The organism is Massilia sp. Masssp93, assembly GCF_059491295.1.
In genome coordinates this window covers 2,969,072-2,981,583 of record NZ_CP168502.1, presented here as the reverse complement: position 1 = coordinate 2,981,583, position 12,512 = coordinate 2,969,072, and the positions used below count along the sequence as shown (strand labels likewise).

The 12,512-nt window shown below is 69.3% G+C and carries 10 protein-coding genes; 6 read left to right on the top strand and 4 right to left on the bottom strand.

Annotated elements, in window-relative coordinates:
• Positions 1-78 precede the first annotated feature (78 nt).
• Entirely contained in the window at positions 79-987 is a 909-nt protein-coding gene (locus ACEN9Q_RS12260) for a LysR family transcriptional regulator (protein WP_495628618.1), read from the top strand.
• Here ACEN9Q_RS12260 and ACEN9Q_RS12255 read toward each other — a convergent pair.
• The gene (locus ACEN9Q_RS12255) at positions 984-2,351 is read right to left on the bottom strand and encodes an enolase C-terminal domain-like protein (RefSeq protein WP_495628617.1); all 1,368 of its coding nucleotides are present in this window, start codon (positions 2,349-2,351) and stop codon (positions 984-986) included. The two genes, ACEN9Q_RS12260 and ACEN9Q_RS12255, sit on opposite strands and share 4 nt — an antisense overlap.
• Positions 2,352-2,464: 113 nt before the next feature.
• On the opposite strand from ACEN9Q_RS12255, the gene ACEN9Q_RS12250 reads away from it, so the two are divergent.
• Both ACEN9Q_RS12250 and ACEN9Q_RS12245 read left to right on the top strand, forming a co-directional pair.
• Positions 2,465-3,739 carry an SGNH/GDSL hydrolase family protein gene (locus ACEN9Q_RS12250; protein WP_495628616.1) on the top strand — a complete coding sequence of 425 codons (1,275 nt, stop codon included), beginning with the start codon at positions 2,465-2,467 and terminating at the stop codon, positions 3,737-3,739.
• A gap of 34 nt (positions 3,740-3,773) precedes the next feature.
• Entirely contained in the window at positions 3,774-6,635 is a 2,862-nt protein-coding gene (locus ACEN9Q_RS12245) for a glycosyl hydrolase 115 family protein (protein WP_495628615.1), read from the top strand.
• A 9-nt stretch (positions 6,636-6,644) separates the two neighbouring features.
• Here ACEN9Q_RS12245 and ACEN9Q_RS12240 read toward each other — a convergent pair whose 3' ends face one another.
• Complete coding sequence (locus tag ACEN9Q_RS12240) at positions 6,645-7,046, bottom strand: hypothetical protein (RefSeq protein WP_495628614.1); 402 nt, start codon at positions 7,044-7,046, stop codon at positions 6,645-6,647.
• 112 nt (positions 7,047-7,158) lie between these two features.
• Between ACEN9Q_RS12240 and ACEN9Q_RS12235 the strand changes: the two genes are divergently transcribed.
• From ACEN9Q_RS12235 to ACEN9Q_RS12225, 3 genes are all read left to right on the top strand, one after another.
• Positions 7,159-8,436, top strand: a complete 1,278-nt coding sequence (locus tag ACEN9Q_RS12235) for a cyanophycinase (RefSeq protein ID WP_495628613.1) — start codon at positions 7,159-7,161, stop codon at positions 8,434-8,436.
• 16 nt (positions 8,437-8,452) lie between these two features.
• On the top strand, positions 8,453-8,851 hold the full coding sequence (arfB, locus tag ACEN9Q_RS12230) for an alternative ribosome rescue aminoacyl-tRNA hydrolase ArfB (RefSeq protein WP_495628612.1): 399 nt from the start codon (positions 8,453-8,455) through the stop codon (positions 8,849-8,851).
• A gap of 219 nt (positions 8,852-9,070) precedes the next feature.
• On the top strand, positions 9,071-9,796 hold the full coding sequence (locus ACEN9Q_RS12225; RefSeq protein ID WP_495628611.1) for a GH12 family glycosyl hydrolase domain-containing protein: 726 nt from the start codon (positions 9,071-9,073) through the stop codon (positions 9,794-9,796).
• On the opposite strand, the gene ACEN9Q_RS12220 is transcribed toward ACEN9Q_RS12225, so the two are convergent.
• Together ACEN9Q_RS12220 and ACEN9Q_RS12215 are read right to left on the bottom strand one after the other, a co-directional pair.
• Entirely contained in the window at positions 9,783-10,973 is a 1,191-nt protein-coding gene (locus ACEN9Q_RS12220) for a GGDEF domain-containing protein (protein WP_495628610.1), read from the bottom strand. The two genes, ACEN9Q_RS12225 and ACEN9Q_RS12220, sit on opposite strands and share 14 nt — an antisense overlap.
• A 134-nt stretch (positions 10,974-11,107) precedes the next feature.
• The gene (locus tag ACEN9Q_RS12215; RefSeq protein WP_495628609.1) at positions 11,108-12,469 is read right to left on the bottom strand and encodes a glycoside hydrolase family 27 protein; all 1,362 of its coding nucleotides are present in this window, start codon (positions 12,467-12,469) and stop codon (positions 11,108-11,110) included.
• Positions 12,470-12,512: the final 43 nt, after the last annotated feature.

Genomic DNA, 12,512 nt, shown 5'->3' with positions numbered 1-12,512 from the left:
GGCGCGCCCGACGCAATGACACCGTGCGTGCGGCGCCATGTGGCCGCCGCGGCGCGGCGGCTGTGCTATCGTGCGCGGATGACGATGCCCGACCTGAACCTGCTCCTGACCCTCGACGTACTGCTGTCCGAGGGCAGCGTGGCCGGCGCCGCGCGGCGCCTCAAACTGAGTCCGTCGGCGATGAGCCGCGCACTGGCCCGGCTGCGCGCGGCGACCGGCGATCCGCTGCTCGTGCGCGCGGGCCGCGGCCTCGTGCTCACGCCGCGCGCGCTCGCATTGCGCGAACAGGCCGGCCGGCTGGTGCAGGAAGCCGGCCACATGTTGCGGCCCTTCGACGACGTCGATCCGGCCACGATCGTGCGCGTGTTCGCGCTGCGCGTCACCGACGGCTTCGTGGAAAACTATGGACCGGCGCTGCTGGCGCGGCTGGACCGCGACGCGCCCGGCGTGCGCCTGTGCTTCCTGCAAAAGGTGAACAAGGACAGCACGCCGCTGCGCGAGGGTCTCATCGACCTGGAAATCGGCGTGATCGGGGAAGAAACAGGACCGGAGATCCGCACGCGCGCGCTGTTCCGCGACCGCTTCGTGGGCGCCGTGCGGGGCGGCCATCCGCTGGCAAGCGGCGCGCTGACGCCGGCGCGGTACGCGGCCTGCCGGCACGTCTCGGTGTCGCGCCGCGGGCGCGAGCGCGGCGCCATCGATGCGGCGCTGGCGCCGCTCGGGCTGGAGCGGCCGGTGGCCGTGATGGTCGGCTCGTTCGCGACGGCGCTCGCGCTGGCGCGCGCGTCCGACCTCGTCGCCAACGTCCCCGAGCGCCACACGGCCCGGCTGCGCGACGGCATGCACACGTTCGACCTGCCGGTGGCGACGCCGGCGCTGACCGTGTCGATGATGTGGCACCCGCGCATGGAAGCCGACCCGGCGCACCGCTGGCTGCGGCGCTGGGTGTACGAGCTCTGTGCCGGCGCGCCGGCCGGCGCGGCCTAGCGCGCGAAGCTGGGCTTCTTGGGATCGTACGTCCAGCCGGGCACGAGGTAGCGCATCGCCATCGCGTCGTCGCGGGCACCGCCGGCGACCTTCTTGTACAGCGCGTGCGCTTCCTCGATGCGCGCCATGTCGGGCGCGACGCCGAGGCCCGGCGCCTCCGGCACGGCGACCTGCCCGCCGACGATCCGCAGCGGCTCCGTGGTGAGCCGTTCGCGGCCCTCCTGCCAGATCCAGTGCGTGTCGATCGCCGTGATGGCGCCCGGCGCGGCCGCGGCGCAGTGCGTGAACATGGCCAGCGAGACGTCGAAGTGGTTGTTCGAGTGCGAGCCCCACGTCAGGCCCCAGTCGTGGCACAGCTGCGCGAGGCGCACGGAGCCCTGCATGGTCCAGAAGTGCGGGTCGGCGAGCGGGATGTCGACGGCGCCCAGCAGGTGCGAATGGGCCATCTGGCGCCAGTCCGTGGCCACCATGTTGGTCGCCGTGCGGATGCCGGTGGCGCGCTTGAACTCGGCCATGATCTCGCGGCCAGAGTAGCCGTTCTCCGGCCCGCACGGATCTTCCGCATACGCCAGCACGTGGCCGTGGCCCTTGCAGGCGGCGACGGCTTCCGCCAGCGACCACGCGCCGTTCGGGTCCAGCGTCGCGCGCGCGTCCGGGAAGCGCCGCTTGATCGCCGCGACGGCGGCCACTTCCTCTTCCGGCCGCATCACGCCGCCCTTGAGCTTGAAGTCGCGGAAGCCGTATTTGTCGACGGCGGCGGCGGCGAGGTCGGCGATCTGCTCCGGCGTCAACGCTTCCTCGTCGCGCATGCGATACCAGCCGTCCGGCGCGGCGCCGCCGTCGTAGGGCAGGTCGGTGCGCGCGCGGTCGCCGATGTAGAACAGGTACGCCAGCATCGTCACGTGGGTGCGCTGCTGGCCGTTGCCGAGCAGTTCGCACAGCGGCACGCCCAGGTGCTGGCCCAGCAGGTCGAGCAGCGCCGCTTCCACGGCCGTGACGACGTTTTCCAGCCGCAGGTTGATCTCGTGCGGCTGCTTCATGACGGCTTCCTCGGCGCTCGACGTCACCTGGTGGCTGACGCCCGAGATGGCGGCGCGCAGCGTGTTCAAGGTGCGGTTGTAGCGCGCCACTTCCGTGCCCGTGACGAGCGGCACGAGCTTTTCCAGCGCGCGGAGGATGCCGTCCGATCCGGGCACTTCGCCCATGCCGGTGTTGCCGGCGCTGTCCTTGAGCAGGACGAGGATGCGGGTGAAGTAGGGTGCGTGGGCGCCGCACAGGTTGAGCAGCATGCTGTCGCGGCCGGCCACGGGGATCACCTGCATGGCGGTGATGGTCGGGCTGGCGGCGCGCTGGATCGGGGTCATGGGGGTCTCCTGGTAATAACCGGCATAAATGATCGATATATCCGGTTGCTCGTAACATTTATCTACACTAGAATGGTAGCGCAACCATTTTTTCCCAGTGTGAAGGAATAACGATGTCGCGTCAATCGATTCTGGCTGCCAGCCTCCTGTCCGTATCCCTCGCCGGCTGCGCCGCCCTCGCTGGCGGAACGGCTTCCCAACCACCCGCCGGCGAGCATTGGGTCGCTTCCTGGGGCAGTGCGCAACTGGTGCCGGAGGGCCAGAACGAGCTGCCCGCCGCGCAATGGCAGGACGCGAGCCTGCGCCAGGTCGTGCGCGTGTCGCTGGGCGGCCGCCAACTGCGCGTCAAGCTGAGCAACGCGTTCGGCACGGCGCCCCTCGTGATCGACGCCGGCAGCGTCGCGCTGGCGACGGCACCCGGCCGCGCCGACGTCGACGCGGCCAGCCTGCGCGCGCTGCGATTCGGCGGCGGCGCGAGCGTGACGATTCCCGCCGGCGGCGAATACCTGAGCGATCCGGTGGACCTGCCGCATGCGGCGGGCGCCGATCTCGCCATCTCGCTGCACTTCGCCCAGGCGCCGGCGCGCCAGACCGGCCACCCCGGCGCGCGCGCGACGAGCTTCCGCGTACCGGGCAACCAGGTGCAGGCCGCGAGCTGGCCGCATGCCGACACGTTCACGCGCTGGTACCAGATTGCGGGCGTCGAGGTGCTGTCCGGCCCCGCTGCGCACACGGTCGTCGCGATCGGCGACTCCATCACGGACGGCTACGGCGTCCAGCCCGACACCTATGCCCGCTGGACCGACGGCCTCGCCACGCGCCTGCGCGCCGCCGGCATGACGGACGTCGGCGTCGTCAACGCGGGCATCGGCGGCGGGCGCATGCTGCGCGACGGCCTGGGCCCGAATCTCGTGTCGCGCTTCGAACGCGACGTGCTGGCGCGGCCGGGCGTGTCGCACGCCATCGTCATGATCGGCGTGAACGACTTCGGGGTGCAGCACCGGAACAAGGAAGACAGCCCGGCCGAACGGGCGCGCCTGGTGGGCGACCTCGAACAGGCGTACCGCCAGATCGTCGCGCGCGCCCACGAGCGCGGCGTGTGCGTGCTGGGCGCCACGATCACGCCGTACGGCGGCAGCGGCTATTACGCGCCCGGTCCCGACAACGAGGCGGACCGTCTCGCGTACAACCGCTGGATCCGCAGCGCCGGCGTCGTCGACGGCGTCGTCGACTTCGATGCGGCGCTGCGCGATCCGGCCCGCCCCGACCATCTGCGCAAGGCGCTGGACAACGACGGTCTGCATCCGTCGGCGCCGGCGGGCTACCAGGCGATGGCCGACGCCGTGCCGCTGGAGCAGCTCAAGGCATGCCACATCGGCGCGCGCTGACCGCCGCACGAACACCCATCACATCAGGAGACTTATGAAATCACTCGTCGCCGCCGCCGTGCTGGCGCTCGTGGCCGCGCACCCGGCATGGGCGCTGGGCGAGCACCCCTTCGTGACGTTCGATGCGGGCAAGGACGCCGTCGTGCTGGCGCGCGCCGGCCAGGCCGCGCGCATCGTCGTCGACCGCAACGATTTCGCCGGCGTGCGCCGGGCGGCGGCCGACCTGCAGGGCGACATCGCGCGCGTGTCGGGCACCCGTCCCGCGCTGCTGGACGCGGGCGGCGCGGTGGCGCGCGGCAGCGACGTCGTCATCGTGGGTACGCTGGGCAAAAGCGCGCTGGTCGACCGCCTCGCGCGCGAAGGCAAGATCGACGCGAAGCGGCTGCGCGGCAAGTGGGAAGGCTATCTCGTGCAGACCGTGCGCAATCCGCTGCCGGGCGTCGCCCGCGCGCTCGTCGTGGCGGGCAGCGACAAGCGCGGCACGATCTACGGGTTGTACACGGTGTCCGAGCAGATCGGCGTCTCGCCGTGGAACTGGTGGGCCGACGTGCCGGCGCCGCATCACGACGTGCTGGCCGTGGCGGCCGGCACGCGCGTCGCCGACGCCCCGGTCGTGCGCTACCGCGGCATCTTCCTGAACGACGAGGCGCCGGCGCTGTCCGGCTGGGCCAAGGAAAAATTCGGCGGCTTCAATCACAAGTTCTACGGGAAGCTGTTCGAACTGATCCTGCGCATGCGCGGGAATTACCTGTGGCCCGCGATGTGGGGCAATGCGTTCTACGACGACGATCCGGAAAACGGCCCGCTGGCCGACGAAATGGGCATCGTGATGGGCACGTCGCACCACGAACCGCTGATGCGCGCCCACGCGGAATGGGCCAGGTACGGCAAGGGGCCGTGGGACTACAGCCGCAACGAGCAGGTGCTGCGCGAATTCTGGCAGCAGGGCCTGGACCGCTCGAAGGACTTCGAGAAGGTCATCACGCTGGGCATGCGCGGCGACGGCGACGAGCCGATGTCTGAACAGTCCAACGTCGCGTTGCTGGAAAAGATCGTGGCCGACCAGCGCGCGATGATCGCGAAGACGACGGGCAAGCCGCTGGCCGCGGTGCCGCAGGTCTGGGCGCTGTACAAGGAAGTGCAGGAGTACTACGAGAAGGGCATGCGCGTGCCGGACGACGTCACCCTGCTGTGGTGCGACGACAACTGGGGCAATATCCGCCGCCTGCCCACACCCGACGAGCGCAAGCGCAGCGGCGGCGCCGGCATCTATTACCACTTCGATTACGTCGGCGGCCCGCGTTCGTACAAGTGGATCAACGTGACGCCGCTGCCCAAGGTCTGGGAACAGATGCACCTGGCCTGGCGCCTCGGCGCGGACCGCCTGTGGGTCGTGAACGTGGGCGATCTCAAGCCGATGGAAGTGCCGACGGAATTCTTCCTCACCTACGCGTGGAACCCGGCCGCGTGGCCGGCGGCGCGCCTGCCCGAGTACCTGAAGCTGTGGGCGACGCGCGAGTTCGGCGCCGACGATGCCGCCGAAATCGCCGACATCGTCGCGACGTACACCCGCTACAACGGCCGCCGCAAACCGGAGCAGCTGGAGCCGGGCACGTACAGCGCGACGAATTACCGCGAGTCCGAGCGCATCGTCGCCGACTGGCGCGACCTGGCCGCACGCGCGGAGAAAGTGAAAGCGAAACTGGCGCCGGCCCAGCGCGACGCCTTTTTCCAGCTCGTCGAACATCCCGTGCGCGCGGCCGGCACGCTCGGTGAACTGTATGCGACGGTGCAGGCCAACCGCATCCACGCCGCCCAGGGCCGCGCCGACACGAACGACCTCGCGGCGCGGGCCCGCGACCTGTTCGCGCGGGACGCCGCGATCTCGCGCGAGTACCACGAGATCAACGGCGGCAAGTGGAATCACATGATGGCGCAGACGCACATCGGCTACACCAGCTGGCGCGATCCCGCGACCAACATCATGCCGGACGTGCGCGAGATTGCGCTGCCCGCCGCGGCGGCACTGGGCGTGGCGGCGGAGGGCAGCGAGGCCGCGTGGCCGGCCGCCCCCGGCCTGCGCCTGCCGGCGTTCGAGCCGTTCGACAAATCGGCGCGCTACATCGAGGTGTTCGACCGCGGCGCGGCGCCACTGGCCTGGAGCGCCCGTGCGGACCAGCCCTGGATCGTGCTGGGCGAGTCCGCGGGGACGACGGCCGGGACGAAGCGGATCCCGGTCGACGTGCGCTGGGACCAGGTGCCGGCGGGAGCGACGGCCGGCCACGTGATCGTGAGCGGCGCGGACGGGCAGAGCGCGAGCGTCGACGTCGTGCTGCGCCATGCGGACCAGCGCGGCGCCGACGTGGCCGGCTTCGTCGAGACGGGCGGCACGGTCGCCATCGAGGCGGAGCACTACAGCCGCGCGTTCGCGCCGAACGGCCGCGAATGGCTGCGCGTGCCGGGCCTGGGCCGCACGCTGTCCGGCATGACGACGCTTCCCGTCGATGCATCCGCGGCCACGCTCGCCGACGGCATGCACCTGGAATACGACGTGTACCTGTTCGAAGGGGGCAAGGTGAACGTGCAGGCGACGCTGGCGCCCACGCTGAAATTCCGGCCGGGCGCGGGCTTCCGGTATGCCGTCTCGATCGATGGCGACGCGCCGCAGATCGTCGACGTGCATGCCGACGAATCGCAGCGGCACTGGGAAAGGATCGTGTCGGACGGCGTGGCCCAGTTCACGACGGCGCTCGACGTGAAGGCGCCGGGCCGCCACACGCTGAAGTTCTGGGCGCTCGACCCCGGCCTCGTGCTGCAGCGGCTCGTGATCGACGCGGGCGGCCTGAAGCCGAGCTATCTCGGGCCGCAGGAGAGCCCGCGCGTCGGCGCGAATTGATCCGCGCGCTTAATCGGAACTCGCGATGCGCAGGCCGCCCTTGCGGTCGGGCAGCCACACTTCGCCGAGGTCGGAACTGACGTCGAAGAAGCCCAGTTCGTGCTTCGCCGCGAGGCGATGCACGGCCTCCCAGGCCGCGTCCACCCGGTCCCAGTCGACGAAGTTCATGTAGATCAGGGCGGGGGCGATCGTGTAGTCCGCTGCCCCGTCGGCGTCGGTGCCGTCGTCCGTGATCGGCGGGAATTCGGCGGCCAGGTCGGCGTAGAACGCCTGCAGGGCCGGTGTGGCGACGGCCGGGTCGTCGTAGGCGAGATCGTCGTCCCACTCCGTCTGTTCGTCATACCAGTCGAGGAAGTCGGGGCGCTTGGCCGGCGCGGCTTCCGGGGCAAATACCATCAGGTCGTAACTCATCGTGTGGTGCTTTCGGTGAAAAATGGGGCCAGACGTGACGATACATCGAAACGCTGGTTCCAACGGTATGAAAAAGATAATATGCTGGGCCTGCCAACCACACGGAGCCCGCATGACATCCAATCTCAGAACGAAGGCCGGCCAGGTATTGCTCGCGGCTGTGCCGTTCCTCGCCATCCAGCCCGCCGTCGCCGGCTCGACCTACACCTACAGCTATCTCGGCACGCCGTCCGCGCCCGTGAGCGCGAAGCCGGCGTCGTGCTGGGGAACGGCCTGCACCCCGTCCGTCGTGCTGATGGGCGGCGGCTACGACGTGGCCGAGGCGTTCCGCTGGATGATCGCCCGGGCGGGCATCACGCGCGCCACGGGCGGCCGGTTCGTCATCATCCGCGCGACGGGGACCGATGCGTACAATCCGTACATCTACAGCCGGATCGGGCAGGTCGATACGACGACGCCGAGGAATTACGAAACGGTCGGCGGCATCGACCTGGGCGTGACGTCGGTCGAGACGCTCGTGATCCCCACCCGCAAGGCGGCCGCCGACCCGTTCGTGCTGGGCGTGATCGCCAGGGCCAGCGCGATCTTCATCGCCGGCGGCGACCAGGCGGATTACTACAACAACTGGCAGGGCACCGCGCTGGACACGGCACTGCAGCAGGCGGTGAACGCCGGCATTCCGGTCGGCGGCACGAGCGCCGGCAACGCGATGCTGGGGCAGTACGCGTTCGCCGCGTTGAACGGCAGCGTCACGTCGGACCAGGCGCTGGCCGATCCGTTCAACAAATACATGACGATCGATCCCCTCAATACTTCGTCGAAGAAGTTCGTCCAGACCGGAAGCTTCCTCGCCATCCCGACGCTGGAAAAGACGATCACGGACGACCATTTCAACACGCGCGACCGCCTGGGCCGGCTGTTCGGCTTCGTCGCGCGCATCGGCAACGGTTGCCCCGGCGGGCTGGAGGCGTCCGGTTCGGTGCTGGGCATCGGCATCGACGAGGAGACCGCCGTGCTGGTGTCCGGCCCGCGCGGGAGCGCCAGGGCGCAGCTGGTCGCCAACCCGTACAACGCGGAGAACACCACCGCGCCATACACGCCGCAGAACTCCGCCTACTTCGCCAGGATCGTCCGCGCGCCGTCGCAATGCGCCGCCAGACTGCCCTTGAACGACAACAGCGGCATCCAGGTGTACCGTCTGAGCGCCCAGCCCACGCAGCCGTCGCCGTATCCGGCCGCGCCCCTGTACAGCTTCAAGGTGCAGGCGGCATTCAACCTGTCCGACTGGACGCAGCAGAGCGCGCAGACCTTCGGCGACGGGTCGTCGCTGAACGGCCCGTACGTCTACGGCACGGCGAACGGCGCGGTCCTGGGCACGCAGGTTCGTTGACGCGCGGGACCCGGGCATGGCCATCGTGATCGATCCGGACGACGTCGAGTTCAGCGCGATCCGTGCCCAGGGCCCGGGCGGCCAGAACGTGAACAAGGTGTCGAACGCCGTGCAGGCGCGCTTCGACATCGGCGCGTCGTCGCTGCCTTCGTTCGTGAAAGAGCGCCTGCGCGCGCTGGCGGACGCGCGCATCACGCGCGAGGGCGTCGTCGTCATCAAGGCGCAGCGCGCGCGCAGCCTGGAGCGCAACCGCGAGGATGCGCTCGCGCGGCTGCAAGCCATGGTCGACGCGGCGGCCGAGGTGCCGACGGTGCGCAAGCCCACGCGTCCCACGCGCGGCTCGCAGCGGCGCAGGCTCGAGGCCAAGTCGCGCAGCGGCCAGGTCAAGGCGCTGCGCGGCAAGGTGCGCGAGTAACCGTTCCATTCAGCCATATCGAAATCCGCATTTGCCATACGAAGATGGCATGCCTCGATGATAGCGGTTAACAAAACTGTTAGTTCGATTGACTCCCCGTATCAGTGTCCTTACGATGAAATCGATATCATAAGAATGCGGCGCCAACGCCCCCGACGCCGCCCGCGGATACCGGCACGCCCGGTCCGCCCTATGCGGGGCGAACATCAAGGAGACTATATGAAGAAGACATTTTGCATGTCCGCAGTAGTACTTGCAGCCATCCTGGCCGCCCCGGCGCAAGCGGCAACCTGGGCGACTTCCGCGCAGTACGGGTCGACCACGATGGGCGCGTACAGCTTCAACAACGACGTGTGGGGCGCGGGGGCCGGTCCGCAGACGCTGTGGGCCAACTCGCCCACCGACTGGGGCGTGTGGTCGAACCAGCCGAACACCGGCGGCATCAAGTCCTATCCGCATATCGGCTACTACGTCGGCAAGTCATTGAGTTCGCTGTCGCGCCTGACGTCCGTCGTGTCGGCCACGACGCCGTCCGGCGGCGCATGGGAATCGACGTACGACATCTGGGACTCGAACCACGCCAACGAGATCATGCTGTGGCTGAATTACACGGGCACGTCGGCCGGCTGCGGCAACGTCAAGCCGGTCTCGTACAACTGGACGGCGCAAGGTTGTGCGATCCCCGTGTACACGAACGTGAACGTCGGCGGCGCCACGTGGAACGTCTATCGCGGCAATAACGGCGGCAACATGGTGTTCTCGTTCCTGCGCACGTCGAAGACCAACAACACGACCGTCGACGTCCTGGCCATCATGCGCTATCTGCAGAACCTCGGCTGGATGGGCAACGTTACCGTCGGCGACGTCCAGTACGGCTTCGAGATCACGTCGTCGTCGGGCGGCATGGATTACGCCGCGCGGAATTTCTCCGTCACCGCCTATTGACGGATCCGGCGCGGAGCGGCGCGGCCCGGCCCGCGCCGCCGTCGCAGACGCAGCGCGCGTGCACGCGGTCGCGTCCTCCGCGCTTGGCGTCGTACATCAGCTTGTCGGCCGCGGCGATGAGGTCGCGCACGACGTTGTCGCCTGCGCCGGCCGTGAGGTCGGCGCAGGCGACGCCGAAGCTGGCGGTCGTACGGACCTGCGCCGTGCCGTCGTCCGTCGCGACGCTCGTGCCGGCGAAACGCGTGCGCAGGCGCTCGGCGAGGCCGATGCCGCCGTCGAGATCCGTGTCGGGCAGGATGGCGAGGAATTCCTCGCCGCCGTAGCGCACGACGCTGTCCACGCCGTCGCGCGTCATTTGCGTCAGCAGTTCGGCGAACGTGCGCAGCACGGCATCGCCGCTGGCGTGGCCGTAGGTGTCGTTGATGCGCTTGAAATTGTCGATGTCGCACAGGACGACCGTCACCAGGCCGCCGCCGTGCGGCGTGCGCACCTGGCCGGGCCGCATCAGGTTGTCGTGCAGGTGGCGCCGGTTGAAGCAGCCCGTGAGGTGGTCGCGCGCGGCCGCGTGCTGCAGTTGCGCGCGCGCCAGGTATTCCTCGCGCGACACCTGGTTGAAGCGCCGCGCCGCGAGCGCGCCGAAGGCGTTCGCCAGCACCAGCAGCATGATCATCGTGACGACGTCGGCCGCCGTCAGCCGCCCGTATTTCAGGGCCAGGCCCAGAAACGCGACCGTCGCGATCGAGGCCAGCGCGAGGGCGCCCGCGAAACTGTTCGGGATGTACAGGTAGATCACGATCAGCATGATCGCCAGCGACATCGCGTGCCAGTGGAATTCGCCGGGCCGCTGCACCGCGATGAACATGAAGCACGCCAGCGCGACGGCTTCCGCGGCGGACGCCGCGCTGCGCGTCGCGGCGACGGAGAGCGGCCGGCGGTAGGCGAGCCAGGCGCAGGTGCCGGCCGTCGCGGCGACGACCGCGCGCGCCGCGCACAACCGCACGAAGCCCGGACCGTAGCCCAGCGCGGTCAGGTCCGAGACGGTGAACGCCAGGTAGAACACCGTGCAGAACACGAGCGTGAACACGAGCAGGGCGCGGGTCTGCGGCAGTTTGTGGACGAGGAACGCGGCTTCGTTCGCGGGCAGCGCGAACTCGCCAGTGAGCGGGTGGAATCTCATGAGTCGACGGACGGAACGGTGATGGCCGGGTGATCTTATCAGGGGACGGTGTCCCGCGCAGCCATCATGTTCTAATTTTTATACCGTCGCTATTCTCCCACGCTCATGCGGCGCGGATATCCACCCTTTGTCACTCAAGCCGTGATGCCCAGCAGCGTCGACCCGTGCGGCGGCAAGGTCGCGCGGATCGCGCCCTTGACCTTGCCCATGTCGCGCCGCGCCCACAGATCGCGCACGCCAACGGTGCGGCCGCCCAGGTCGAGGCGCGACAGGTCGAACACGATGTCGGCCGGCGCATCGGCCGTGTTGAACAGCGCCAGGTACTGCAGGCCGCGCTTGTCCACGGGCCGCGCGCTCCAGATGCGCGTGCCGGCATCCGCGCGGTGCGGACGGTTCTCGCGGCTGCGCTGGTTCACGGCCAGCACCTCCGGGTTCGTCAGCAAGGCGAGCGTCTTCGCGTCCAGGTGGCGCAGGTCGCCGCCCATGATCAGCGGCGAGCGGGCGATGCTCCACAGGGTCATCAGGGTCTGCTGCTCGTCGGGCGTGAACTTGGTGTCGCGCGCGCCGAGCGCGAGACGGCCGAGCGGCAGCATGTCGGCGTCGGGCCAGGCGTTCTCGCGCATGGTCGGGTTCCAGTTTTCCAGGCGCTGGAACTGTTCGGCGAGCAGGCGCCACTCGTCCCAGAAGTCGTCCGAGATGCGCCACATCTGGGCGTAATGCGGCACGTGGCTGGCCCAGCGCAGGTCGGTCTCGCCCGGCGACAGCGACAGGACGATCGGGCGGCCGCTGGCCACGATGGCCTTGTGCGCGCCCTCGATCTCGCGCCAGTTCTTTTCGTACGGGCGCGACATGTCGTCCATCTTGACGAAGTCGACGCCCCACGCCGCGAACTGCTTGAACACCGAGTCGTAATAGGCCTGCGCGCCCGGCTTCGTCATGTCGACGCCGTACATGTCGCGGTTCCACGCGCAGATCGATTCGGTGTCGGCGATGTCGCGCGCGTGCAGGTTCGTGCCGAGGATCGGCGTGTTCAGGCGCACGGCCTGGCGCGGGATGCCGCGCATGACGTGGATGCCGAACTTCATGCCGCGCGCGTGGATCTGGTCGGCGAGCTTCCTGAAGCCCGCACCGTCGCGGGCGGACGGGAACCGGTTCGGCGCGGGCAGCAGCCGGCCGTACTGGTCCATCGTCAGCTCGGCATCCTTGCGGTATTCATAGCTGGTCGCGTTCGGCTCGTACCACTGGATGTCCACGGTGAGCACGTTGTACCCGAACGGCAGCAGCTTGGCGGCCATGATGTCCGCGGTTTCCAGCGTCTGCGCTTCGGTGATCGTCGTGGCGAACGAGTTCCAGCTGTTCCAGCCCATGGGCGGCGTGGGCGCGAGACCCGCGCCGGATGGCGCGGTCCTGGACGCGGCGGCGGCGATGGAGGGCAGGCTCGCGACGGCGGCGGTGGCGAGGGAAGCGGAGAGCAGGCGGCGGCGGTTGGAATCCATTGGCAGGTCAGGTGGTTGAAAGGGTTCGCGCGAGTATAGGGAC